The sequence below is a fragment of the Acetobacter sp. DmW_136 genome (assembly GCF_008690365.1).
In the GTDB taxonomy this organism is placed as follows: Bacteria; Pseudomonadota; Alphaproteobacteria; order Acetobacterales; family Acetobacteraceae; genus Acetobacter; species Acetobacter oryzifermentans.
This window is the reverse complement of record NZ_VHON01000006.1, coordinates 80,733-104,787: the sequence shown is the minus strand read 5'-3', so window position 1 is coordinate 104,787 and position 24,055 is coordinate 80,733. Positions and strand designations below refer to the sequence as shown.

Here is a 24,055-nt window from a genome sequence, read left to right as displayed (position 1 = left end):
AGGGAATATGTTTTCGCTTCAAAGCCGCAAAGATATCTTATTCCTTTCAATTCTGTCTGTCATCCTCCTGATTGTATTGCCTTTGGGATTAGATGCATTTCGCCTTAATCTTGTCGGCAAATATCTTACGTATACTTTTGTAACCATTGGGCTGGTTGCATGCTGGGGAGATTCAGGAATTCTTAGTCTTGGTCAGGGAATATTTTTTGGGCTTGGTGGATATTGTATGGCCATGTTTCTAAAGCTCCAGGCCTCCACTTTGGAGGCTACGAAAAGCCAGTCTACTCCAGGTATTCCCGATTTTATGGATTGGAACCAGATTACGGCCTTACCTTGGTTCTGGAAGCCGTTCCATAGCCTTTCTTTTTCACTCGTGGCAATTATAGCCGTGCCAGTGCTTCTTGCGATGGTGATCGGTGCAGCGATGTTTAAACGCCGTGTTGGAGGAACATATTTTGCAATTATTACACAGGCTATAGCATCTGTTTTGACCATTCTTATCATAGGTCAGCAGGGATATACCGGTGGAGTCAATGGTATTACAGATCTTCGTACGCTTGATGGTTGGGATATTCGTACTGATCATGCCAAACTTGTTCTTTACTACGCAGGTGTTTTTTTACTTTTGGCTTGTTTGCTTCTGGTGCGTTTTGTGCGGCAAAGCAAGCTCGGCCGTATTTTGCGTGCGATGCGGGATCAGGAAGATAGAGTAAGATTTTCTGGTTATAATGTTGCAAATTTTAAAATATTCATTTTTGCTTTGGCGGCAGCTATGGCTGGTGTTGGTGGTGCTCTCTTTACATTAGAAGTGGGGTTTATGTCTCCCACATTTGTTGGGATTGTACCTTCTATTGAAATGGTAATTTACTGTGCGGTAGGTGGACGTAATTCATTGGTTGGGGCCGTGTATGGCACGCTTTTGGTAAACTGGGCTCGCACGAGCTTTTCGGAATCGCTCCCGGAGCTTTGGACTTTTGCTATGGGTGGCTTGTTTATTGGTATTGTTGTTTTTTTACCTGGAGGCCTTGCCAGTCTTTATGAGAATTATATTGACCCATATGTCCTTCGTATTCTTGGCGGAAACCGCAGTCAGACCTCACATGCTGTAGATGAAACAGCATAAGAAAGAAAGCAAGATGAAAATGCAAAATGAAACATTGCTTTCTGTTGAAAACCTTAGTGTATCTTTCGGTGGGTTTAAAGCGGTTGATAACTTATCGTTTCAGCTTGCAAAAGGGGAAATTCGGGTAATAATTGGGCCTAATGGTGCGGGTAAAACAACGGTTCTAGACCTCATTTGTGGGCGTACAAAAGCCACATCAGGCTCTATTCAGTTCGAAGGGCGGGAGCTCACTCGGCTTAAGGAGTATGATATTGTTCGGGCCGGGGTAGGGCGTAAGTTTCAGACGCCATCTGTCTATGAAGATCTAACGGTTTTTGAAAATTTGGAAATATCATACCCATCCGGAAGAAGTGTTTTTGAGGCACTTTTTTTTAGAAAAGATAAGAAAATTATAAATCGTATAAAAGAAATTTCGGAAATGATTTTTCTTTATAACCATCTTGATCGTAAAGCTGCTGATCTTAGCCATGGCCAGAAACAGTGGCTGGAAATAGGAATGTTGCTTATCCAGAACCCAGCACTTTTGATGCTGGATGAACCTGTCGCAGGTATGACAGTTAATGAACGCGTACGTACAGCAGAGCTACTTCAGCGTATTATACAGTCACGTTCAGTTCTTGTAATTGAGCATGATATGGGGTTTGTAGAAAAAATTGCCCACCGGGTTACTGTTCTTCATCAGGGGCGTATTATTTCAGATGGTTCGATGGAACATGTGAAAAACGACCCAAAAGTTGTGGAGGTGTATCTTGGACACTCAATATAACAATAAAATTACGAATGTTGCTGCGTTGGATAAATCGCTGTTGGATGTTCGAAACTTACATGTGGCTTATGGTGCTAGTGAAGTTCTGCACGGCGTTGATTTACAAGTTGGACATGGTGAAATTGTCGTTCTCATGGGGCGTAATGGTATGGGAAAAACGACGCTTATGAAATCTCTTATTGGCAATTTACCTCTTCGCTCAGGAAGTATCGGGCTTGATGGTAAAGATATTACAAAGTTGCCAGCTTATAAGCGTGTTGAATCTGGTCTGGCCTATGTTCCTCAAGGGCGTATGATATTCCCTGCCATGACAGTAACCGAAAATATTGAGACTGGTTTATTTGTAAGGAATGAAAAGTATGTTCCAGAAGATCTCTATAAAATTTTTCCGGTTTTGCGAGAAATGGGATCACGAAGAGGAGGTAATTTATCTGGCGGACAGCAACAGCAGCTTGCAATAGCACGTGCTTTGGCAACACGTCCTAAAGTTCTTTTGTTGGACGAACCTACAGAAGGAATACAACCATCTATTATATTTGAGATGGCGCAGACGTTGAAACAAATCCGTGATAATAGTGGTTTAAGTATTATGGTGTCTGAACAGGTGCTCAGTTTTGCTTTGGATATTGCAGACCGTATTCTGGTGATTGAAGGGGGCAATATTGTGTATCAGACAACAAAAGAAGATGTTGATGTTGAGAAACTTACACGTTTTCTATCTGTTTAAATTATTTTAAAAATATTTTTGAAATAAAAATAAAATCAGAAATTTTTTCTAAGAATTTTATGAAATTAGGTTGTGTTGAGTATGCATGATAGAAAAGTAATCAACCAAAGATCATTTATCATAATGTTGGACGTCTGAAACAATAGGGTTGTAAGTATATATTGGATAGACGTCTAGGTATGTGGGGTTGGTGTAATGGCTGGGGCACGAATAAATCGCTTTCACAGAAGGTTCCATTTTGACGGTACCTTCTGTGAAGGGCGATTAAAAAATATATATTCTATATAAATATATTTTCGTAATTATATAGAGTAAAATTTTTATTTGATTTGCGACTGATAAGTTTTGATCTTGGTCATGATATCGGTAGCAATTTTGATCAGATCTGTATTTTTGGATGTAGTAATTTCTGTCGTAAGAACTAATTTCATTTTGGCTGTGCTGCTCATGAAATAACGGGAGTAGCTTCGGTCAAACGCTGAGCCATATAAATGTTGCAACCGATCAATAATTTTTTGGTTTTGAGCAGAGGGTTTTGCGGGCAGCGTTAAAGTATGAGTTGTTGCTAATTTGGTGAGTGTGTTATGGTTTTCTGTTAGATCTTTTACGATAGTCGGGCTGAGAAGAGCGATATCGTTGCGAGCCGAATGGGTTTTGGCAAGGTTTGCTAACGCAATATGGGTGAGATCCATTTCATTCAGTTGTTGGACAAAATTTGCGTCAGCAGACGTAAATGGTGCAGCTTGTGCCAAGGCAGGCAAAGGAGGTGCAGGTGGCTGACCGGGGCTGATACAGGCGCTCAGCGCAAAAAGGCCAATAAGAAGTGGCGAATAGGTAAGCGCTTTACAACGAGACAGGGCCAGCATGATCAGAAAATTCTCCTTTGGCCGCACTGGCCGTTTTGTATGACGTTTTTAAATTGTCATACACTGCTTGGGAAAGTCTATGATGATAGGAAGAGATCAAGGAAGCAAGATAGTATTTTCTAACTAGTATTATAAAATAAAGTGACAATAAGAAATATATATTGATAATATTTGTGATTTAATTTATCAAAAAAGAAATGTTCACACTTTATTTAACATCGTGCATTGTATGGAGGAGAGCACAGTAAATTAAAATGGCTACGCTTCTCTGTGGAAGTGTTTAGGTAAAGTGTGAGGATAGTCAAAGAAATGAAGTGTCGTATTGCGGGTTTGTTCGCGGTTGCCTCACTCTCTGTGAGTCTGAGTGGGTGCGGGTATTTTGATTCACGGGCTGCGCATAAAGCACAAATCACAATGATTGGGATGACCTCTTATGATCTGCAAGCCTGTGCGGGTCTGCCAACAGCAACTAAACAGATTAATGATACAACTCAGATTTTTGTTTACACAGGAACGCAGCCACAGCCGAGTTATGGTGGTTCCACCCTTATTCCGATAGGTGATATTGCAACAACAATTGCACAGCTTGGTGGCGGGGGTGGAACGAGTTGTTCTGCGGTGATCCGTCTGGATCATGACCGTGTCTCGGATGTGCATTATACAGGCAATAATGACGAAATGGTTGGAACAGATGGTATCTGTTCCATTATTACACGTGGCTGCGCCCGCCAGCCTGAAGGCACAATGCAAAAATCTGCTGGCGGCATTTGGGGCCCGGTTTCAGCTTTCCATCCGCCGCGTACGCCCCAGCAATCCACAACAGCAACGTACTCTACGCAATCTGGCGGTGTTGTCTTGAATTCTAATAAAAAGTCATCAGATCCAATTATTGTTCCTAGAACACAATAAGGCGCAGGTTTAAAAAGTATTTCTGTTGTATTTTTAGAGGAAGCATATTTTTGTAAATGCTTCCTCTTTATTTTGTTATTTCCGTAATATTATAATATTTTATGGATTTATAGATAATATATTTTGGGAGGCTTGATAATAAGCTTTCGTGGTTACCCAGTGGAGAGCTGTTTCGCCTTCCTTTACGGTCAAAATGCCCTCATCAATTTCCTGCCCTACACTCAAGGATGCCAAGTCTACCTGCAAAAGAAGGTTATAATGCTCCCCCATAGCAACAGGCCCGTATTGAGAATGTGCCTGATAGATGCAGCTAAAGCGTTTGTAGGTTGTGCCTTTTGCAAGTGGATATTTTGAAAAACACCTTGAAACAGAAGCATGCATTGCTCCTTTACCGTGGTCATCTGCACATCCTGATAAGAACATACAGATAAAAGCAACGATAAGGAAATACTTCGGTGTTATGTTTGTGAAAATTTTCATGTTCCAGATAAAGATTTTGTAGAAAATTTTTAAACCACATGGAATGTAACATAAAAATCTAGAGAAATAACTTGTCAAATATTTGTTTGGCTTGAAAATTAATCCTCTCATCTTTGGTCTTGCTACAAGAAACGGTGCGCACATCGTAGTTTTGAAGTGGTAATCTTGAGGAAAGAAGACACCCTTGGCTGATCTTCCTCTTGTGCCGGAAGACGTTCCGAACTTTTGCGTCTGATTGGTGCAGTAATGAGAAGTGATGCCTGCACGTAAACCGTATTCCTCTGGCGTATCAAACGAAGAATGGTCTCTGCTTGTTCCATATCTGCTCCTGATACGCGAGGATGAGGAACTGCGACATCACGCATTGAGCGAACTGTTTAACGGAGTACGTTATGTGATCCGCTACGGAATTACCTATTGCGCCATGCCGAATGATCCTCCACCGTGATCAGCAGTCTACTAGCAATCTGGTCGCTGGATGGAGTCAGGCTGTTTCAAAGCGTTGGTGTCTGATCTGCGAGCTATGCTGCGTATCGCCTTTGGTCGCAGGGCGGAGTTAATGGCTGCTGTTCTCGATAGCTGGGGTTGCGTTCGATATCGGCGAGAAACCTACTGGGGCAGCATGAACCTAGAGAATTGTCCTTGAGGTTGTCAGGTTGCCCGAGGACAAACGTGATTTCGTTCTGCTGCCGCGCTGGGAGCCTCGAATGATTTTTCGCATGCGCTACACGATATGGCAGAGTCGTCAAGAATTATGAGTGTCACTCTTCAACACTCGCAAGTCAGCATACTCAGGAGTGCTGTTATATTTGTTCAAAGTATATAAAACATTCCCTAGCGCGTATCGGGAATGATCTATTGCATCATGCAGGATCATCAGTCATGGCGCATTTTACGCATAAGGAAGAGCTGAAATGTCAGTCCATAGATGAGGGAAGTGCGTGTCTTGGCAAGTTGACGGTCTGTTGTGGCGAGGGAATGCTGGATTTCATTTTTGCTTAGAACAGGGCGCGGGAATGTCGTGCCGGAAATGATAGCCAGAAGGAAGGTAAATAACACGAAAGGCCTCTGACTGAAGACGCGCCTTGGAGTAGGTGCGAGACTCTGGGGGCATCAAAACCCACAAGAATCTTTGTTTGCAATGATGTGTCTGTGGTGCGAACTGCGGGATTCGAAAGTCAAGAATCCCGCAGTCTCCTAAATAAAATACTGATATTAAAGACTTTTATAATCCTAACGTGAAGGGAATTGTAGAAAATCAAGACCTTTCTGTCAGGGGGCTTCCTGCTTCAACGCCTCAAAAATACTGGTCTGGCGTGTGAACTGGTTCTTCTGTTGCATGGCCTGAACACGTCTGACCAATGTGGCTAAAGACACACTCGCAATGGAAGACGCATGTCTGTAGCTTTTTCCAGATGCTAAAAGGTCAAGAGCATGTTGCACCTTTGCAGAACTGGCTTTGGGTCTGCCTATGGGACGACCTGTTTTCGTTCCATATTTCTGAGTATGGTCTATGCCACTTCTAATGCGCTCATTAATGGTCTCACGTTCATTCTGGGCAATAACAGACATCAACAGATAACTGACACGGCTGGACCTGTCTGACATATCCACCTCCTCTGTCAGAACATCCTCCTTGTTGAACAGAGACAGCAAACTGTTTAACTGTGGCCGGTCTTCTGTTGCACCAGAAATGACATCCATAAAAATTCTTTCTTTTGGAATCCCGGCTTCCACCAATCGACTGACCTTCATATCAGTAGACTGGTCTCTGGTGCTGACACGTGCATATCCATAAATCATTGCACACCGCCAAAGACATGCAGGGCTGTCACTCTGTCCGCAAGGAAATAGCGGGCCAGATAATCTCCCAATGCATAATCATCAGGCAAGAAGCTCTTCAGGACTGAAGCACAGCTACAATCAAGGTCACGATTGAAATAGGACAGGCGATTTTTGCTATCCCCCTTTATGATTTCAATGTCCCTTAAAACACCTTCCAGAAAAGCCACTATGAAAACGGATAACTGGTCATCGCTCATCATGTTCCATGTTGCATCACTGATGGGAGCCGGAAGCCCAAAATTCATGGCAATGGGATAAGGCTTGTTTCTGATGGTCACAGACCCACCAAAAAACAGGCTCAGGAACAGTTCCACCAGCAAAAGCAGAATGTTGCTGTCAATGCTGTTGTTCCATTGGTCAAGCCAGTATTGCTGGTCTTTAAAGTTCTGATAAGCCCTGCGATAAAGATACCAGTCTTCCTGTTTTGCCTGTTTCAATCGTGCTTTTATGTCCCTGATATAATCCGGAGTAATCAGAACACTATGAGACAGGCTGATAACGTGGATGATGCCTCTGTTCAGCTTTCCAGTGCAGACAATCTTTTTAATATCTGGCTTTGTGCTGACAGGATTTGAACCTGTTGCTGTGCGATGGTTTCGAGCAACTGCTGTATCTGGTCGATGGGTGAGGGTTTGTCTCCTGTCTGGTTGCTCATCAGGTCGAGTATGTCCTGTGTGTTTCTGTTTGCTCCACAAGCTTCCTGATAGGTCTGCTGGTATAAAGTAATCCTCTTGTCCTGTTCAGAGTTCTGGAATGGTTCTGTCGTTGGTTTTTTCTTTCTTTTGAATATTTGCATAAAATGGGAGGTCATACCCCCTGACATATTCCACAGCTTATTTTGCTGTGATTTTTAGGGGTTTTCCCTCTGCCTTGGAAGCCATGTTGACCAGCCTGTTCAACGCATGAACATTGCCCGTCTGGTCTATGACAACCGGCCCCTTATTCCCCATAGCCAGAGAACAGCCATGAGCCTTTAACTGCTCTCTCAGACTATCTGGATTGTAGCTTTTCCAGCCCTTGAGAACGATGAAAGCCAGTCCAGCCTTATCAATATGGGTGCGTTCCTGTTTGAGCACGTTCCTGGGGTTTTAATCGGGCTTGAGGCTTCTGAATTTCCCAAAGACCTGCATCTCTTAAACGTTGGGCTTGGGCTGTTTTACCGTCTGCTTCTAAAGCCTTGATGACAGCACGATTATGAGCACCTGGTGTGATGGTTTCCCCTGTGCGAAGTTCAGCCAGTCTGTTAATTTTCTAACGTCTGGCATGGTCATGGTCCATGCGAAGACAGGAACCGGATGGAAGGAGCAGGGAATAAACCCTGTGCCTGTGTTCCCTGCCATGTTTGACATGGATTCAGAGAAGGGCTGTTTCTGGAGAGAAAATTCTTTCTCGTAATCCTGCCAGTAGGCTTCCCATTCCTGAGCCGTCCAGTCCTTCGCAGGGTCAGCGTGAACATGGTAGAGAGGCTTGGAGTGGCTGGCATAGCGTCCAATGCTGGTAAGTTCTTTAATCTGGTCTGTAATGCCTTGCTGAACCAGACCACGTGACGCACCGGCAAGGGTGGTATCATTCTGCTTTTTGTCATCGCGGAGATGACGCCAGAGGTTATACCCTCCCTTGCCTCGGGTGGCTCCTTCGATCATCCATGTCTCTCAAGCTTTCTGCGTAGGGTATCGAGATTGAGCACAGCCTGACGCACATCAGGAATAAGCTTCTCGGCCTCATCATGCGCCATGACATGACCATCCTGACGGGTTTTTATGGCATACTGAACCAATGCCCCACACAGTTCAGCCGTGCTTTCTCTGAGCCTGTAGAGTTCCTTGATGTATTCCGGTTTGGGTGGTGTGCGTGGACTATAGGCTTTGACTGTCTTGATCCTCTGATATGTATCAGAGGGAGAAAGAGCACCAGCCAGGCACTCGCGCACAAGACTGTTGGCAGTGATGTCACGCTGTCTGGCATAGTTTATGATGCACGCATATTGCTCATCATCTAGACGAACCAGTAGCGATTTTTTCAGTTTTCTTTTTTCACTCATGCAATGGGTCTCCTGCTTAAGTGGGGGTCAACGGGGGAAAAGCATTTTCCTCCTTGCCAGCTACCAGAAGACGCGAAGCGGATACTCGGTATGCCTGGCTATATTCAAAAGATAACAAAGGGGATGGCAAACAAGATAAGAAAACAGAAAATAAGGAAAAAAGGTATTTTACAGGTATAATGCAGGTGCTTTTTATAAAATGTGTTTCTTGTCTGGAAACTTAAACAGCATTTTGTGTTGATGAAACATTATAAAAATAGGGAAACAGTCAACATAAAACCCTGTTGACTATGCTAGATGTTATAGCTTGACAGTGAGCGCGGTGAAAGCTTTGTATAAGTTACATTGGTTCCATTGTATCCAGTGATGGCCTGATTATATCAGATCACTGATCCTCAGAGACAGAAGCACAATTACCAGAACGTATTGTGCGCCATTTTCATGTCACCCGTCAGAAATCATTCTGACGGGTTTTTGTTGTTTGATGATCCATCAACAGATTTTCTCAAAAAACCAATTATGGAGAAAAATATGCCGTGGGATGTCAATAGGGCAATCCATTACCTTCGAGCGAAGGTTCAGCCAATAAGCCAAGGTTTATGTGCAACTTATACTCGTCAGGCCATCGAAGCTGGAGGTATTCGTTTACTACACACACGTCATGCAAAGGATTATGGATCGTCTCTCAGAGCATCGGGTTTTCGTGAGGTTTCATCAACGGGGCCATTCCGAGCAGGAGATGTTGCTGTTATCCAACCTATCACAGGGCACCCAGATGGACATATGTGCATGTTCGATGGTAATACTTGGATATCAGATTTCAAGCAGAGAACCTTATATCCTGGTCCAGCATATCGCAATGAGAAACCAATCTATAAAATTTACCGGCATCCGTAACGGATATAAAATATTAACCCTCTGTATTTTTACCTTTTTCCCACTCTGGGCATATGCCCAGAGTACAACACCAGCACAGGAAGTTCTGGAATTTTATCAAAAATACATGATAAATTGCGATCATATGTTTAGTAATGGTGTGGAAAAAAACCGTGATGGTTTATTTTGCAACATGAATATTGGAAAATATATTACAAAAGAATTGCACAACAAAATAATTTCGGCTTATAATTCTGGAACTTACAGTAATTTGACTGGAGATAGGAATTATTTCACCCATACTCAGGATTTCGATGCACGATGGGCCTCTTTTATGTCCGTCACAGAAATAAAGGCAGATAGAAATAATTCAGTTATTCGACTTCTTATGAATTTTCCAAAAGGGGCCGGTGAACCGCTTGCAGTGTGCGTCAGGCTACACCGTGAAAGTAGTGTTTGGAAGATTTACCAGGTAGACCCATCTCTGTATACTGACCTGCCTGATTGTAGGGATAACTGAGTAATTTATTGATAGTATAGATTATTTTTTATGTAATTAAGATGTGAGTTTCTCTTCTAGAAATGCGGCGGTTTCCTGATTTTTCTGTTGGTGTGACTTCCTGTGAACAACCTTGCTGACAGCATCCTTGAACGCATAGGCATGTTTTTTGAGTTCTGCGAGGTCTTCAAAATTGTCTTGGATAACGTCCAGCAGGGTTTCAAGATCTTTGAAGATAAGCAGGAAGCTTTGTGACCTGACTTCTGACACACTCTCTGTTCACGGCTTCACTGGTGACACGCCACCATTCCAGCACCTTGGCCTTTTCCTGCGAGGTGTATTTATCCAGAATGGAATGGTGAACTATGGAATAGTAGCAGGGGAAAGAACCAAGGGTTTCCTTGATGGCTCGTTTCTTTTCAGGGTTGTATGTCCAACGGCTGATTTCCCATTTGGGCCTTGCTTTATTGTCTAATAATCGAAATTAGATAATAAAATTCTCCTTATAAAATAAATAGTCAACATATTATAAATGTGACGTTCAAATATAATTATAGATATTAATTTATGCGTTACGCAAATAAGTTATGCAAAAATGTTTTGACGATGAAGGTTGCATAATGTGTTATTATTATAACAAAACTCTTTGAGGAAAACTCACGGAAAATTTTTTATTTGACGTCTTTCTCAAAAATAAAATCAAAGAAATTATCTCTAGGAAAAATTCTTGTATTGCATCGGCTTTTCTTGGCTTTGGTTCCGAAAAAAATATACCTGATTCATCAAGGGTAATTTGCGATATCGGGATGGGTGGAACAAACGCTAATAGTCTTATTGAGATTAGGAAGAAATTGGGGAATGATTTGCGCTGGATATCCGCATTTCATCCAAAGGTGTATCTATCTGATTTGGGATGTATCATTTGCTCTGCAAACCTTTCCAATAATGGAGTAGGCTTTCTGGGACAAAATGGTCTCATCGAAGTTGGTGTATTTCATGAATATGGTTCATCTGTTTATACACAAGCTAAAGATTGGTTTGATAAATGTTTCCATCAAGCATTGCCAGTATCTGATGTTGAAATAGATATTGCTTGCAGGACATGGAGTGCTGATAGGAAAGGAATGCCCGATAGTGATGGTACATTGAAAGGATGGAACGTTATATTGACGTATGAAGAAATTGATGAAAAACTAAAAGATGATGCGAATATTTTTTTAGAAAACAATCATAGTAAATATAGTATTGATATTAATAATGTTGATTTCTTTCAGGACTTGCCGGAGTCACGCATTCTAAGCGGATACTATATAAACGTACATGTTGGCAGTAGAGGAAAAATATATATTACTGCTCTTAGATTTTTGTTTTCAAAAAATTTTGAAACTACCGATGGAAAATCTATAATTTCTTATTTCGAAGCCCTGAAATGGAAAGGACTTCTCTTAAAAAACCTGATGCGAAAATTCTTTCAAAAAATAGTTCAGTTAGGGAAATGATAATTGATAAAGAAGATGAGTGGAGTGAAGCAATTATTACTTTAGAAGATTTTGTAAAAGTAATTGGGAATATATTCTCCTAGAGACATCTGGAAATTTACAGGAGTATTTGAGAAAACTGTTGTCAGCGGTGCGCCGGAAAGGGAATAACCTGAACCGGTTCATCGGTGGTTTTTTCATACTCTGCCACCAGTTTCCCGGCTAACTCGCCGCCAATACAGGTAGCAGAGTTCAGGAACAGCTTCATGTCTTCCCACTGACAGGTTTCCATCCAAGCCGTATCAAGATTAAAGGCTCTACAGCTACTTTTGATCATATAGCTGTCAAAATCCACCCTGTAAGCCCTGATGGTTCTTCCTTCAAGCAGACTGACAATCTCAGGGTAAATCTCCGGCCATGTGGAGACCTTGTTATTATCCATACTCGCACCATACTGGAGCACGTCTTTGGTCATGTGATGGTAGTTGCTGGCTCCTTCTGCAATCGCCACAGAAGGCTTGCAGAAACGATTGAGCATCAGTTGCCCCTTATGGTCTGTAATCGTAATCTGAAGCATCTGGTCATGGGGCCCCTGACCTGTTGTTTCCACGTTCAGCACCAGATGCGTTTTTGCCTGAATTTTCTTCTTTTTTGACATGGGACACTGAGCCAGTTTTCCGGGTCTTTCGATCTGTCTCAACAGGGCTTTTAACGCTTTGTCAGTGTCCAGACTGGTCATGAGACGGGAAAAATCATTGTTCCACCACAGCATGGAAATCTCTGCGGGTTTCAACCCTTCCCATATGTCTCTCAGGATGGTTTTCTGAGCCTGTGAAAATGATTTACGACAATCACCCAATGCGGGCATCAGCATCCTCTCCTAGGTAAAATCCATGCCTTTCTTGGCGATGAAAGGCTGAAGATAAGGTTCAACCAGTTTTTCCAGTAATGTGCGTCTGTAGGCAGTTCTATCTTGAACTGTATCAGGAACCTTTATGAACTCAGGAAACATCCAAAGAATGTCACGCCCCAACTTTACCAGTTTATCAGCAACAGCCGTTCTTGTAGCATTCACCATGACAAAATCACGAATGTAGAAACTGCGACTATATCCGACTTCACGCGTAGAAGAAAAACAACGCAGGTAACGTCCAGCCAAGGGACAGGAACGATTATCCGGGATTCTGATGCCTTCAGAGAGCAGGGAAAAGAAAGTGCTGTAATTTATCATAGTATTACTCTATTCAATAAATCCTTAAATATATCAAATAGTTATAATATTAATGGAAATAATCAATAGGTTTGTTTGTTGTTTCATTTGTATGTTTTGCATAAAATGGTCAACAGGGCTTTCTGTTGACTGGTAAGAGAAAAAACACAGCAAGGTTCAACAGGAAACCTGTGCGACTATGTGTTGAAAAAATCAGACACAGACGAAATGCCCCGGATATCATTTGGGAACAGGTTTTCTGGAATAACCCGTAGGGCAAAGCATCGGACATGCTGTTTCAATGCGAAATAAGCTACGTCAAAAACGGTTTCGTATTCCGAGATATGGTAAGGTTTATCCCACCATGTTCTGCCTTTTGCATCAGGCTGTTTTAATTTCATGACCCATGATGAAAAACAGATTGGCATTGTAAGGCATGAACCTTTTCATCCTCCAATCGTATGGATATCGGTCGAGTGCTACTTCAGGTTTTTTAAATGCTAATCCCATAAAATTCTTCTCCTTTAATCAGGATGAAGAAAAATTACGATAACTACATTTTTTATTTGACTAATTCATTTAAATACTACATAATTAATTTATAAAAACAGTGCTTTTTTGCTCTCGGTGGTTTCGTCTCCATCGCATTTGTTAAAGTCAGATGTTTCTCGCATCTGGCTTTTTTGTTGTCCGGATTTCAGGGCGTCCTTTGTCAAACTAGTTGTTGAGTCATTCCTGGCACCGTTCAGTCTTCCTTGCCTGTGTTCCTGTCATACTGGTTGGACAGGTCTGTTCAACAGGGAAGGAAACATATGGAAGACACTACGAAAACATGGAGCATCAGGGGGATTTCTGCTGATGTCAGGCAAGCTGTCATCACTCAGAGCCAGAAGCAGGGCATGAAAGCCGGAGAGTGGCTGACACTGGCTATTCTGGAAAAAATCAAACAGGACAGAAATGCAAGGTAAAGTCCTAATGGCTTCTACTGGAAAACCTGCTGTAAGTGCAGAGGATGCTTCTGCTGTTCTCGCTTTGCTGGAACGTCTTCAGGGTATGGGAATTGAACCTCCTGAGCACATGAAGAAGCAAGCCATCATGCTGGTCAGGAAGTGCATATCCTCTGTCAGAAAGGGCACATCAGCCAGACAGGAAACTGGAAGTGTCTGACTGATGTGAATTCATTCAGGCCTGGAGTTTCAGGGTGCCATCGTTGACCTGACGGAAGATTTCCATCCATTTGTTTTGGAGAGCTTCATCTGTAGTCGTGAACTGCCAGTTTGGACGATTCACATCTTTGACGGTCACAAAGAAACCACTCACCTTAGCGTTTTCGCGATTTTGTTGAATATTGTGCATACTAACTGAAAAATCTAGATTCGAACCGACAAACTTACTACCAGTTTGTGTTCCATTGCTTCACTGTTGGACATCTTCCTAGTTAAGCTTGACCATTTGTCCCTGTCTGTTGGTCATGAAAAAATCACAGCTATTGAAAGTGATAAAAGTGGGATAAATTACCGCTTTTGACCAACTGAGAGAAACCGCTTGCGTAATTGCATTTGAAAAATAAAAATATATTAAAGGTTTTTATAGGTATCAATTAAATATTTTTGATAGTGGGAATCTCTGCACGTAATAACTTGTCGCACTTCCGTCCGAGTACAAAGCCTTGAAATGTCACTACATATAGCGAATAAAAAATGAAAAATATGGGTATACTAAGCAAAGCAAGGAAAATAGAACCTAAAATAGCATAGACTATGTCACCGATGCTACGCTCCTTCAAAGCTTCCAAAATGCCAACCAAACTGTAAAGCCGAAGAACGGCAAGAGGTGGCTTCACGCAAAGATTTAGAATTAAATCACGTTTACTACCTTTTACAGGAACTCCGTCAAAAGGCTTGTTAATAACAATCATGACAAAACTCCCATGTCAGAGGACAGGGAACAGCACATTTTTCTGGACCTATTAAGCGTCACGCAAGTATACATAATGTAAAAAATTCTTTCAATATAGTATACTGGAAATAAATATTTATTATATTGCAGAATAAGTGAATTTTTATTTATGAAACTTCTGTATCACCAATAGCGTAATTATTGATGGAGAAATAACATGGATTATGGCTATGCCCGCGTATCAACTGATGACCAGACCAATGACCCACAAATCAAGGAACTGGCGCGTTATGGTCTGACTTCCCACACAATCAGGACAGAGAAAATTTCAGGGAGTGTGCTGGCGAACCGGAGACCTGTGCTCTCAGGACTGCTCAAGGCTCTGAGGAAGGTGGATACGCTGACAGTGGTGAAGCTGGACAGGCTTTTGGTCGCAATGCAGTGGATGTCCTGTCTTTGATTGATACGCTTCATGAAAAAGCCATAAGCGTGCGTATTCTCAATCTTGGGGTTGATACGGCCAAACCATCGGGAAGGCTGTTTCTGACCCTTCTGGCTGGCTTTGCGGAGTTTGAGAGGGAGATTATCAGGGAACGCTGTATAGCTGGTCTGGAATCAGCCAGGGCCAATGGTGTGCATCTTGGGAGAAAGAGTTCCCTGACCAAACATCAGAGAACACACGCCCAGAGGCTCAGGGAGGAAGGGAAGTCTGTCAGTGAGGTAGCCCGTATCCTGAACACCTCACGCATGACAGCATGGAGAGCCATGAACCCCGTTCAGGCTGTATCATAAACCGCAGTTCTGATATGAAACCAAGACATGACAGCCAGAGCTTTTCTGCCATGTCCCGGAAACGTGAGGTTTTGATATAATGTTAACTAAAATGTCCCTTGATTACTGTTACTAATTCAGGTCCTTTTGCTACAGTATCGTTACCTCCGAGTTCTAAATATTTTTCAAGGACAAAATTGAAAGTGTTAAAAAACATATTATAATCAATTAAATTTAGATCAATATTGGATATGGTGTCTGTTAGAGTATCGATGGAATTATCTTTTTTATATTTCATGGTTACTGACATTGCTGTGTGATATAGTAGATTGTTGAAATCTTTCCTCTCCAAAGTAACGATATTTTTCATGAGATTTTCTACATGTTTTACAATACGATAACAGTTTAAATACAAGTTCATAGGATAATTTTTATCAAAAATCATTTCGTAACGTTTGTGATCATTAATTAAAGTCGATGGTCTAGCTCTTGCATTGTCCGGTTGTAAAAGAAGTGTCGAAATTACACATTGAGCTAAATAAGAGATGGATATAATTTTTGATACAGGTTTCCCTTCGTTGCGATAGAAATTTTTTCGCCTATCATAAAAAAGACCATTAATTTTGAAATAATCTTCAATATCTCTATGTATACTGTCTGCACTTCTAAGGGATGCAGGTGGGATACTAGTTTGGCTATTTGTTGCTCGAATGATTTTATCTCGAGCATCTTCTTTCTCTTCACATATTACTCTAACTAAAATATTTCTTTTTTCATTTTTTTGATTATCGGTTGTTGAAAAAAAATTATATATTTCATGAGATGTTTGAAGGCCATTAACAATTTGGGGGTTTTCTATGGTTAGAGTTTTTCCTGATAACGTTGCTTTAGAAGATATTACTGTAACCCCATTATTCAGAAACCAAAACTCTTGATCTGCATTCCGTAATGTTTTTTGTATTGCATCATTTACTATGACGGATCCATTATAATCTCGGACATTGGATTCAAATATGCTTCTAGATAAATCGTTTTTATCTGAAATGAAATCATAATATTTTTCTAAATTGACCAAGCATAGATAGCTTCCTGATGATGTTGCTATCGGTGATTCTGATAATTCCATGGAACGTGTTGTATTTTTCACTTTCCTACTTAGTTCGAGTAAATCTGTTGCACTGACAAACTCAAAATTAAATTCTGAACCGGTAAATAATTTTTTTACAGTTGTTTCTAGAACTTGTTTTTTTCCTCTGACTTTTGGATGAACACCTTCTCCTAGCGTTGAATAATAATAATTAAATCTTACTTCTGGGAACGACTGCATGAGATTTAAATATAAATCCTTAAATATAGAAATCTTTTTAATTAAATCAATATTATATCTTAATTTTATTTCTTTATTGGTTTTTATGTCTTGAGATATATTAAATAGATCTCGAGTTGATTCGTTTAAATTAACTACAGCAGATTCTGAGAATTTTTTCGATGTTTTTGATTGTATAATAAATACTTCAATAAGGTTGTTTTTTGAAGTTTTTGAGTAATCTGTATCTTCCTTTATTAACTCTCCGTTGAGGAAGGTAAAAAATGTATCAATGCCACCGTCTCCTCCATTGCCAACACGGCTATATTCTGCGTCTGAGTAACTTATATCTTTATCTTTTAGTATTTGCATTGATGAGTATGTTTCAAAATAATCTTCATATTTTATTTCAGAAGCTTCTGATTGCCGTTTAATTATTGTTTCCATAATTATTTGAGAGTTTGTTAAATCTGACATTTCTGTGCTTTCTGATATAATGTGGATTTATAAACAATAGACAAAAATCTATAATTTTCTAGAGAATATGTCTTCAATATTCCAAAAATCAGGATATTTCACACTTTCCGCAACCCTCTTAAGGTTCACAATATCCACATCATCGAAATAGACTGTGCTTCCGACTGACTTATCGTGGCTTTCACGGCCCAGAAAGTCATCAATCCAGGATTCACGTAACCCACCCTCGCCATGCTCATGAATGTTCCTGAGTTTGGTAGACACGTTATGCCGAAACGAATGGAACACCACGCTCCTGCCAATACCAAGGCGTGATTTGAACTTGCTGAAATCTCTCTGGAAGTGAGCAGAACGCTTGTTGTCTTGCCCCTTAAAATCAATGTCATGGAACAGATAGTGACGTTTCTGGTTCATGGCTCTTTGGGCAAGGTCAAGCAAACCAGCTTGCTGTAAGGCTGTGCAGATGGGAACGACACGCTTCCCGGCTTCTGTCTTCGCACTCCATTCCGTCCAAGGTTTTCCTTTCAGGGCAGGGTGATCCTGCACCAGAATGCAGGGAATACCTTGAATCTCCTGAATGTCCTGCGGTCTTAAACGACAGATTTCTTCCAGTCGCATCCCTGTGTAAGAGGCAATTCCCACAATCATGGACGCTGTCTTGTGGCTGATGGTGCCAAACTGCCAGGGCTGACCCGCAATGGCTTTTAAGTCGTTATCACTCCAGCGCACACGATTGGTTTTGGACTTTGTGTCAAACTGCCAGCCACCTGTGAAAACATTGCGATCCACAAGGTCACGCAGAAGGAAATGCTTCCAAAGTCCCGAAAGCTTGGTGAAATGGTTTTTGACTGATTTCCCGGAAATACGGGCCAGCTTGCGTTTCTTCGCATCGGCCACAAATTCCTGAACTGTCCGGGTGTCGTTACGCTGTTTACCATAACTTTCCGGTAGCTGTTCCATCAGGGCTTTGAAATGCCCAACATCTGCCCCGGTATAATCCCGCATGGGTTTATCCCCACAGACTTCCAGAAAGCGTTTGAAGGTGCGTTCGTAGGATTTGACCACAGTGGATTTGACTGTGGTGTCCTTGCTTTCCAGGAAAATTTTAATTGCTTCTGAAAACAGGGGAGAAGGTTTCTCCTTTGGAGCCAGAAAGGCTTTCATGTCCTTGATCTGGCTTTGAATATCAGTCAGGGCTGGAAGGCTGGCTTTGGTCTTTTTCAGGTCTGTGACAGTGCGTTCCAACAGATGCACACCTCTGCCAGTCAGATTTCTGGCTTTCTCCAGCTTTTCCACCTGTTCCAGACTTTCCATGGAATGTCTGAGTCTCTGATGGTCATATTGCGTCTGTAAGGATGCAATCCTGTGCTGGTAATCCTGAATAAGCAGGTCAAAGAGCTCCTGCACATCTTCAGGCAGTTCATTCCTGATAAAATTTTCGTCTTCGCTGAGTTCTGTTTTGAGGTGCATTACGGAACGGAACAACCTTTCGGTCTCTGCGAAAACTGCACACGCATATGGTTTGGCAACCTCGCGTTTGTTAGTGCCAAGGGAGAGCCATAGCTCCTTTTTGCCCACAATATCACAGATATGTGAAGGAACGGCTCTGCGGAAATGATACCCGGATTGGAGACGAATCAACATACAGACGGCTCATTTTGTAGAAGCCGATTGTAGAAGGTTCGGCTTTTATGGTTATGGAAAGACCATAAAAGTCAATTAAATCAATATGTTATGAGTGGTGCGAACTGCGGGACTCGAAACCACAGTAACACCTATAAAATCTTGTAAACTATTGTTTTATATAGTTTTTACGTCCGTTTCTTCTACAGTAAACTGTAGAAAGTCGCTGTAGAAAAATCAACCAAATTTAGGAGTAAGATTCATGTTTTTCGGCTTATTTTGAACCGCTTGAACATGCTGGTTTAAGCCATTTTCTGGTTCGTCCTGGATGCTCTGTATATACTCCTCCTTCTCTCTCTGATTAGACGCTGTAACAGCTTCTATTGCGGAATACGGGTCACTTGCTTCTTTAGCTTTCATAAATTCTTTGACGCCTTGTTTGTCTAGATCGTCTAAATCCTGATCCAATAAATTCCCTAGACGGTTGTATATACGTCTGGCCTCTTTAGCCTCTGGTCTATCCTGCCATTCCTTGATTTTATCCGTCTTCTCCATAGCTACACGGTTCGCTATAGTATCTATGCCTTCTTCTCGTGTTTTCTCATTCTTCAGCATTTTTTGAGCAAGTTGATTTTCATGATATTGAATAAGTAATTGTTCACGTTCGGATTGCGTTAATAAGTCAACAGATTCAACTCCTTCACATAATCCCAAATAGTGACCAATATTTTTAACAACACAAACAGCTAATAAAAATGCTTTTTCAATAGATTCTTTTAATTCATTTTCTTCTAATTCTTTTGCAGTTTTCTTATTATTATTAAAGAAACTAGAAGTATCTTTTAAATCTTTAATTTTATTTCTAAGTTTAAAGACCTCTTCTTTATTTTCTTTTAATTCATTGAACTGATTTTTAAATTCGTGTTTGATTCTCTGTTTAATAGACATAGAAGACTCCTCTATTAAATCGGGATGTGATGCATTTATTATAGTTAATAATTTTTCTTGTTCTTCTTTAATGACATCTTCAAAACTTTTTTTAGATTCTGGCATGTTTGAACGGTTCTTAGCGGAATCCTGAGAGTCATTTTTATCATCTTTTTCTAACAGAGAACCTAAAACGCCATTATTAACAGCTTCTAAAACATCAACGGGAGCAGATTCAGGCATGTCGGAAAGGTGCAATTTAATAACACTATTTTCTTTTTGCTCAATAATATCTGTTATCTCTTTTTGATTCATTTTTAATATAGAAGCAACAGAACCTATAATAAATTTACTATCCAACGTAGAAATAACTGGTGTTAATTTTCCATCTTTCCTTTTATATTGCCCGTCTATTATTTGCATATTCAAAGGTAATAATTTCTCTTGTAACTCTTGATAATCTGTTATTCCTTCGCATGAGTTTTTAGCTATTCTACATAGCTTTTTAATATCTATGTCCTGCCTTTTTGCTTCCTGCAAAGCCTTATGAGTGTATTTTTGTTTAGGTAATGGCTCTTGTGCCAGCTTACTAGCAATAGCAGAGACTTCGGGATTTAAGTCAGCCGTTGCATATGCAACAGCTTTATTATGTTTTCCGATAACATGACTAAATCCAAACTCATTTTCTAAAGTTCTAGATAATTTCTCATGTCTTTGATAATTCTTTTTATCTGATAAGACTTTACCGTTTTCTAAAATTTCTGGAACAGTAATGTGATAATGCTGATTTGATATGTCTTTATCGTCTGTATCCTTTTCTTTTGTATGACGAACAACAACAGCATCATCAATATTAAATGCAAATTCATCAGCAAGTGCCTGAAGTGTCCTTTTAAATTGCTGATCTGTCATTTTTTCAGTGCTGTTAATAATCCAATGTCTGAGAGCATACTTTGACGGCTTGCCAGCTTTATGACGTGCAGAATCAAACGCATCAACCATGTCTGCGCGGTTCCCTTTGATTAATTCAATAGCTTCATTATCTTCGACTTTATCGAGTAAATGCCTCGTAATATTGGTAGGTCCAGATTTTGTTTTAATGCGTGTTGATTTAATAATTATACTCATTGTTTTAATTCCTTATTTAAATTTTTATAAAAATTATCTCCAAACTTTTTTTAAAGTTTTTCTGAGTTCTTCACGCATGTCCGAAAGGTTCCTATCTATATTATCAATAGTTCCAATTTCACCCGTAGAATTCGCGTGTTTTGCAATTTGATTAAGATTATTGCCAATTGCAGAAAGTTGCCTTTTAATTTCCATCAATTCAGTAGCAATAGTGCTACCGCCGTGCATGATTTCATATAATGCGTTTCTCATTAAATGAGACATTTTAATATTATTCTTCTTACAATACTGTTTAACTTCATCATGATATTGATGAGGTAAACGTATTTTTAACTGTCTCCATAAATTTGGGTGACTGTTATTTTTCTGTTCTAAATCTGACATTTTTAATACTCCCATGTGTTAAAATTCAATGTCTCAAATCTGCCAAAAAATAAGCGGAAGCCTTATTTTTCCAGCGTCTAGATGGTTCGCAAGAACCGTCTAGGCATGGCTGGCTTCGTCAACATTTGTTGGCATGGCTATTATAGCATGAAAGAACACACATAATAATTAGATCACGAAAACCCTTATAAAATAAGAAGAAAAAGGAACCGCGTCTTTTATGTAAAAAGAACCGTTATAATAACTCTAGAACTCATAATAAAAAAGGAGATTGAGTTATGAATGAATATGAAGAATACGATTTAATCGCTCGCAAAGTTCGAAATCAGAATGAATATATACTATTCGTAGAACAAGAAGACTTTTCTGAAGATGTATTTTTAAAACAAGAGAGAAAAACATCTTATTTTGTGTGTGTGTCATCAACTAAACACTTTAATGTTAAAAATGTTATTGAAGTGATTGAGAAAACACGACTAACGAAAGATGTAAAAAAAATATTAGAAGATTATCAAGAAACAAAAATATTATTTGATAGTATGATATAATAGATATTGAGTATTTTTTACTCATTGTTTTTACATAATTTTCCTAAAATTGAATGTCTCTATATCTAAAAAAGGTATAGAGATTTTTTTTATGGTAACGTTTTTCCTTATATTTATTGATAATAAAATTTTTTTATATTTTTTTATATCTAGCTATATTTTGTGATATTATATAAGTATCCCAGAAAATAAGGGATATACAAAAGGAATTTGAACAATGAGTAACATAAAAAAATACATAGTAGTTTTTGATTCAGAAGGTTTTAACGCTGGTATCAAAAATTTGGAGTGTAAAGAAGAAAATCTTAAATCATCTATCAAAGATTTATCTAATGAAGTGAAACAGGATTTAATATCTTCAACTGATGTCGAGTTAAGTGATTTTCATATAGAGTCAGGAATATCACAAGGTGAAGCTGATGAAAATTTTGTAAAATCCATCCTGGATGAAACAAACATTTATATAATTGATACTGAACAATATGATGTTGAAGATTTTGATTATGATACATTAATAGATTTAATTTTTGAGAATGATATTAAAGTATATTCAAAATTTACAGACATCTAAAAATTATAAGTTTTTCTAGATTTCTTTAAAAAATCTGGATTTTACAAGGAATATAAATAATGGAAAAAATATTAGAAAATGGAAATAAGTTAGTTTTATCAGAAAATCAAAGGTTTGGTGGTTCTCCAAAATGGGGGAGGCGTTATGGTATATACGTTGCAGAGATTAAGCCAGAATCTTATTTTTATAGAAGAAATGGTAAGAATGTTATTAAAATTCATTCTGAAAAATCGGCTGTGAAATGGATGGGATCGAATTCAAGCCCGGAATATCGTTATTCTATTTCAGAATCTGAAAGAATTTTTAACTCTATACATTGATAATAAAAAAGCCAGTATTTAACTGGCTTTCTCTTTAATGCTGAATCCTAATGTTTACATAGTTATTATTGCCATTATCGCAATTTTTAATAACTTGAATAGGCGTAAATCCTTCAGTATGATCTTCTTGCATTCCTGTTACTGTTACGCTCTGAGCCACATTTTTATAATCTAATAAACCTAAGCGTTCGCAAGCCGATTGCGGTAAATATAGGAAATTAAAGGCAAGGTAGATATTATCGCCTTGATGGTCTTTTTGATAATTAAACGGTATTACCTCAATATTTCCACCGAATGGCGTTACTATTAATCCGTTTTTTATAAATTTATTCGGTATTAATCCAGATTTCGCAAGTGTTTTTGCATCTATGTTTTTATATGATGATTGAGAATTTGTTAAGCTGTTGCAAGCCTCTATTAATAGGCTAACTTCAGTTATTAACTGCTGTGTTTTTTGCTTTTCAGAAGCCATACTTAATAAAACCATGACTAAGCCAATCAGAATAGCCATTATTCCTAAAACAAATAACGCCTCAATTAATGTTAATCCTTTTCTATACGTCTTTAACTCATTGTTTTTATTCATTTTTCCATATCCTTATTTTAAATTTCTAATGTATTTTTAGGCTTTATTTTTTGTTTTTGATCTTGTGCTAATTTTTCAGATCGTCGTGCTTGATTGTTCTCAAAAATAGCTAAACAACCAGCAAAATATTCCCTCACGTTACTAATTTTAGTATCCAAAAAATGGCGGTTTTCCGCCGTTAAATGCGGATTAGCACGCTCTGCGATACGGCATATAGATGCTGTTGTAGATGGTAGAGTGTCAATTTCATCTTTCAGCGGTAATGTCTTATTATCAACGATAGAAAATAAAACATCTGCACATATCATAGAACTAATGAAATTGCCGTTAATGGCTTCATCTGCTAAAACATTAAAACACTCGTCAACAATATTAATTAAGTCAAACATTTGTAATACTCCTTTTGTATATCTATGATTATTATAATACAAATTTATAAATATTAGGAATTTTGGAAAATCGAAAATGTATATACAGAGATACTCCAAAATAATACTATTTTTTACAGTGAAATTGCGCGGGTTTTTGGTCGATTTTATGAAAAATTGCGCGGGTGAAATTGCAAACACAAAACAGAACTAACGGGAAACCTACCAGGTGTAAGCCTCTCAAGAATGGCGGTTTTCTGCCGTTTTTCGGGTGCTTCTTTGCTGATTTCTGGAATTCTGCAACACTATTGTATGATATTTTTTTTA

33 protein-coding genes and 1 pseudogene are annotated in these 24,055 nt (G+C 39.4%); 15 read left to right on the top strand and 19 right to left on the bottom strand.

Annotated elements, in window-relative coordinates:
• Window positions 1–7: 7 nt before the first annotated feature.
• From urtC to urtE, 3 genes are read left to right on the top strand one after another with little or no spacing between them, the layout of a single operon-like run.
• Window positions 8–1,123, top strand: a complete 1,116-nt coding sequence (urtC, locus tag FKW31_RS02470) for an urea ABC transporter permease subunit UrtC (RefSeq protein ID WP_063353312.1) — start codon at window positions 8–10, stop codon at window positions 1,121–1,123.
• A 13-nt stretch (window positions 1,124–1,136) separates the two neighbouring features.
• The gene (gene urtD, locus FKW31_RS02465; RefSeq protein WP_150177492.1) at window positions 1,137–1,889 is read left to right on the top strand and encodes an urea ABC transporter ATP-binding protein UrtD; all 753 of its coding nucleotides are present in this window, start codon (window positions 1,137–1,139) and stop codon (window positions 1,887–1,889) included.
• A 7-nt stretch (window positions 1,890–1,896) separates the two neighbouring features.
• A complete protein-coding gene (gene urtE / locus FKW31_RS02460; RefSeq protein WP_370513041.1) occupies window positions 1,897–2,616 on the top strand; it encodes an urea ABC transporter ATP-binding subunit UrtE in 720 nt (239 codons plus the stop codon).
• A gap of 320 nt (window positions 2,617–2,936) precedes the next feature.
• Here urtE and FKW31_RS02455 read toward each other — a convergent pair whose 3' ends face one another.
• Complete coding sequence (locus FKW31_RS02455) at window positions 2,937–3,482, bottom strand: DUF4142 domain-containing protein (RefSeq protein WP_035352481.1); 546 nt, start codon at window positions 3,480–3,482, stop codon at window positions 2,937–2,939.
• Between the two features lie 414 nt (window positions 3,483–3,896).
• Here FKW31_RS02455 and FKW31_RS02450 point away from each other — a divergent pair, with 414 nt between their 5' ends.
• Window positions 3,897–4,391, top strand: a complete 495-nt coding sequence (locus tag FKW31_RS02450) for a hypothetical protein (protein WP_063353314.1) — start codon at window positions 3,897–3,899, stop codon at window positions 4,389–4,391.
• Window positions 4,392–4,490: 99 nt separating this feature from the next.
• On the opposite strand, the gene FKW31_RS02445 is transcribed toward FKW31_RS02450, so the two are convergent.
• Window positions 4,491–4,871 carry a hypothetical protein gene (locus tag FKW31_RS02445; RefSeq protein WP_238332723.1) on the bottom strand — a complete coding sequence of 127 codons (381 nt, stop codon included), beginning with the start codon at window positions 4,869–4,871 and terminating at the stop codon, window positions 4,491–4,493.
• Between the two features lie 256 nt (window positions 4,872–5,127).
• Between FKW31_RS02445 and FKW31_RS16310 the strand changes: the two genes are divergently transcribed.
• Window positions 5,128–5,319 (top strand): hypothetical protein, encoded by a 192-nt coding sequence (locus tag FKW31_RS16310; protein WP_238332722.1) that lies wholly within the window; start codon window positions 5,128–5,130, stop codon window positions 5,317–5,319.
• Between the two features lie 824 nt (window positions 5,320–6,143).
• Here FKW31_RS16310 and FKW31_RS02435 read toward each other — a convergent pair.
• From FKW31_RS02435 to FKW31_RS02410, 6 genes are all read right to left on the bottom strand, one after another.
• Complete coding sequence (locus FKW31_RS02435; RefSeq protein ID WP_150177490.1) at window positions 6,144–6,674, bottom strand: recombinase family protein; 531 nt, start codon at window positions 6,672–6,674, stop codon at window positions 6,144–6,146.
• Window positions 6,671–7,153 carry a hypothetical protein gene (locus FKW31_RS02430; protein WP_150177488.1) on the bottom strand — a complete coding sequence of 161 codons (483 nt, stop codon included), beginning with the start codon at window positions 7,151–7,153 and terminating at the stop codon, window positions 6,671–6,673. Before FKW31_RS02430 ends, FKW31_RS02435 begins: the two co-directional genes overlap by 4 nt.
• Window positions 7,154–7,233: 80 nt before the next feature.
• On the bottom strand, window positions 7,234–7,527 hold the full coding sequence (locus FKW31_RS02425; protein ID WP_150177486.1) for a hypothetical protein: 294 nt from the start codon (window positions 7,525–7,527) through the stop codon (window positions 7,234–7,236).
• A 22-nt stretch (window positions 7,528–7,549) separates the two neighbouring features.
• A complete protein-coding gene (locus tag FKW31_RS02420; protein ID WP_150177484.1) occupies window positions 7,550–7,792 on the bottom strand; it encodes a hypothetical protein in 243 nt (80 codons plus the stop codon).
• 93 nt (window positions 7,793–7,885) lie between these two features.
• Entirely contained in the window at window positions 7,886–8,359 is a 474-nt protein-coding gene (locus FKW31_RS02415) for a hypothetical protein (protein WP_150177482.1), read from the bottom strand.
• Window positions 8,356–8,757: a hypothetical protein gene (locus tag FKW31_RS02410; protein WP_150177480.1), complete on the bottom strand. Its 402-nt coding sequence runs from the start codon at window positions 8,755–8,757 to the stop codon at window positions 8,356–8,358. The genes FKW31_RS02415 and FKW31_RS02410 overlap by 4 nt, the downstream gene beginning before the upstream one ends.
• A gap of 441 nt (window positions 8,758–9,198) precedes the next feature.
• Here FKW31_RS02410 and FKW31_RS02405 point away from each other — a divergent pair, with 441 nt between their 5' ends.
• Window positions 9,199–9,654 (top strand): hypothetical protein, encoded by a 456-nt coding sequence (locus FKW31_RS02405; RefSeq protein WP_202878120.1) that lies wholly within the window; start codon window positions 9,199–9,201, stop codon window positions 9,652–9,654.
• Window positions 9,617–10,153: a DUF3828 domain-containing protein gene (locus FKW31_RS02400; RefSeq protein ID WP_166443365.1), complete on the top strand. Its 537-nt coding sequence runs from the start codon at window positions 9,617–9,619 to the stop codon at window positions 10,151–10,153. The genes FKW31_RS02405 and FKW31_RS02400 overlap by 38 nt, the downstream gene beginning before the upstream one ends.
• A gap of 36 nt (window positions 10,154–10,189) precedes the next feature.
• Here the strand turns inward: FKW31_RS02400 and FKW31_RS02395 are convergent, their stop codons facing one another.
• The gene (locus tag FKW31_RS02395) at window positions 10,190–10,402 is read right to left on the bottom strand and encodes a hypothetical protein (protein WP_089178394.1); all 213 of its coding nucleotides are present in this window, start codon (window positions 10,400–10,402) and stop codon (window positions 10,190–10,192) included.
• A gap of 536 nt (window positions 10,403–10,938) precedes the next feature.
• Here FKW31_RS02395 and FKW31_RS02390 point away from each other — a divergent pair.
• A complete protein-coding gene (locus FKW31_RS02390) occupies window positions 10,939–11,631 on the top strand; it encodes a hypothetical protein (protein ID WP_150177476.1) in 693 nt (230 codons plus the stop codon).
• 124 nt (window positions 11,632–11,755) lie between these two features.
• On the opposite strand, the gene FKW31_RS02385 is transcribed toward FKW31_RS02390, so the two are convergent.
• Window positions 11,756–12,478 (bottom strand): hypothetical protein, encoded by a 723-nt coding sequence (locus tag FKW31_RS02385; RefSeq protein ID WP_150177474.1) that lies wholly within the window; start codon window positions 12,476–12,478, stop codon window positions 11,756–11,758.
• Between the two features lie 12 nt (window positions 12,479–12,490).
• Window positions 12,491–12,841 (bottom strand): hypothetical protein, encoded by a 351-nt coding sequence (locus tag FKW31_RS02380; RefSeq protein WP_150177472.1) that lies wholly within the window; start codon window positions 12,839–12,841, stop codon window positions 12,491–12,493.
• 791 nt (window positions 12,842–13,632) lie between these two features.
• Here FKW31_RS02380 and FKW31_RS15960 point away from each other — a divergent pair.
• Window positions 13,633–13,788 (top strand): hypothetical protein, encoded by a 156-nt coding sequence (locus FKW31_RS15960; protein ID WP_166443364.1) that lies wholly within the window; start codon window positions 13,633–13,635, stop codon window positions 13,786–13,788.
• Window positions 13,789–13,795: 7 nt separating this feature from the next.
• Window positions 13,796–13,987 carry a hypothetical protein gene (locus FKW31_RS02375; protein WP_150177470.1) on the top strand — a complete coding sequence of 64 codons (192 nt, stop codon included), beginning with the start codon at window positions 13,796–13,798 and terminating at the stop codon, window positions 13,985–13,987.
• 15 nt (window positions 13,988–14,002) lie between these two features.
• Here the strand turns inward: FKW31_RS02375 and FKW31_RS02370 are convergent.
• Window positions 14,003–14,191 (bottom strand): annotated as a pseudogene (locus FKW31_RS02370) (DUF4755 domain-containing protein); the annotation flags it as partial.
• A 229-nt stretch (window positions 14,192–14,420) separates the two neighbouring features.
• Entirely contained in the window at window positions 14,421–14,738 is a 318-nt protein-coding gene (locus FKW31_RS02365) for a hypothetical protein (protein ID WP_089178399.1), read from the bottom strand.
• 198 nt (window positions 14,739–14,936) lie between these two features.
• On the opposite strand from FKW31_RS02365, the gene FKW31_RS16305 reads away from it, so the two are divergent.
• Window positions 14,937–15,179, top strand: a complete 243-nt coding sequence (locus tag FKW31_RS16305; protein ID WP_238332721.1) for a recombinase family protein — start codon at window positions 14,937–14,939, stop codon at window positions 15,177–15,179.
• Complete coding sequence (locus tag FKW31_RS16300; protein ID WP_238332720.1) at window positions 15,176–15,511, top strand: recombinase family protein; 336 nt, start codon at window positions 15,176–15,178, stop codon at window positions 15,509–15,511. The genes FKW31_RS16305 and FKW31_RS16300 overlap by 4 nt, the downstream gene beginning before the upstream one ends.
• Window positions 15,512–15,593: 82 nt before the next feature.
• Here FKW31_RS16300 and FKW31_RS02355 read toward each other — a convergent pair whose 3' ends face one another.
• The 4 genes from FKW31_RS02355 to FKW31_RS02340 all read right to left on the bottom strand — a co-directional run bounded on the left by FKW31_RS02355 (window position 15,594) and on the right by FKW31_RS02340 (window position 21,335).
• Window positions 15,594–17,273, bottom strand: coding sequence for an AIPR family protein (locus FKW31_RS02355; RefSeq protein ID WP_150177468.1), 1,680 nt, complete (start codon window positions 17,271–17,273; stop codon window positions 15,594–15,596).
• Window positions 17,274–17,321: 48 nt separating this feature from the next.
• Complete coding sequence (locus FKW31_RS02350) at window positions 17,322–18,917, bottom strand: DUF6538 domain-containing protein (RefSeq protein ID WP_150177466.1); 1,596 nt, start codon at window positions 18,915–18,917, stop codon at window positions 17,322–17,324.
• A 216-nt stretch (window positions 18,918–19,133) separates the two neighbouring features.
• A complete protein-coding gene (locus tag FKW31_RS02345; protein WP_150177464.1) occupies window positions 19,134–20,951 on the bottom strand; it encodes a relaxase/mobilization nuclease domain-containing protein in 1,818 nt (605 codons plus the stop codon).
• A gap of 33 nt (window positions 20,952–20,984) precedes the next feature.
• Window positions 20,985–21,335 carry a MobC family plasmid mobilization relaxosome protein gene (locus tag FKW31_RS02340; protein WP_238332718.1) on the bottom strand — a complete coding sequence of 117 codons (351 nt, stop codon included), beginning with the start codon at window positions 21,333–21,335 and terminating at the stop codon, window positions 20,985–20,987.
• A 278-nt stretch (window positions 21,336–21,613) separates the two neighbouring features.
• On the opposite strand from FKW31_RS02340, the gene FKW31_RS02335 reads away from it, so the two are divergent.
• The 3 genes from FKW31_RS02335 (at window position 21,614) to FKW31_RS02325 (ending at window position 22,774) form a co-directional block, all read left to right on the top strand.
• Window positions 21,614–21,883, top strand: coding sequence for a hypothetical protein (locus tag FKW31_RS02335; RefSeq protein WP_150177462.1), 270 nt, complete (start codon window positions 21,614–21,616; stop codon window positions 21,881–21,883).
• Between the two features lie 217 nt (window positions 21,884–22,100).
• On the top strand, window positions 22,101–22,454 hold the full coding sequence (locus FKW31_RS02330) for a hypothetical protein (protein ID WP_150177460.1): 354 nt from the start codon (window positions 22,101–22,103) through the stop codon (window positions 22,452–22,454).
• A 59-nt stretch (window positions 22,455–22,513) separates the two neighbouring features.
• Entirely contained in the window at window positions 22,514–22,774 is a 261-nt protein-coding gene (locus FKW31_RS02325) for a hypothetical protein (protein WP_150177458.1), read from the top strand.
• Between the two features lie 34 nt (window positions 22,775–22,808).
• On the opposite strand, the gene FKW31_RS02320 is transcribed toward FKW31_RS02325, so the two are convergent.
• Together FKW31_RS02320 and FKW31_RS02315 are read right to left on the bottom strand one after the other, a co-directional pair.
• On the bottom strand, window positions 22,809–23,360 hold the full coding sequence (locus tag FKW31_RS02320; RefSeq protein WP_150177456.1) for a type 4 pilus major pilin: 552 nt from the start codon (window positions 23,358–23,360) through the stop codon (window positions 22,809–22,811).
• A gap of 17 nt (window positions 23,361–23,377) precedes the next feature.
• The gene (locus tag FKW31_RS02315) at window positions 23,378–23,749 is read right to left on the bottom strand and encodes a hypothetical protein (protein ID WP_150177454.1); all 372 of its coding nucleotides are present in this window, start codon (window positions 23,747–23,749) and stop codon (window positions 23,378–23,380) included.
• Window positions 23,750–24,055 lie beyond the last annotated feature (306 nt).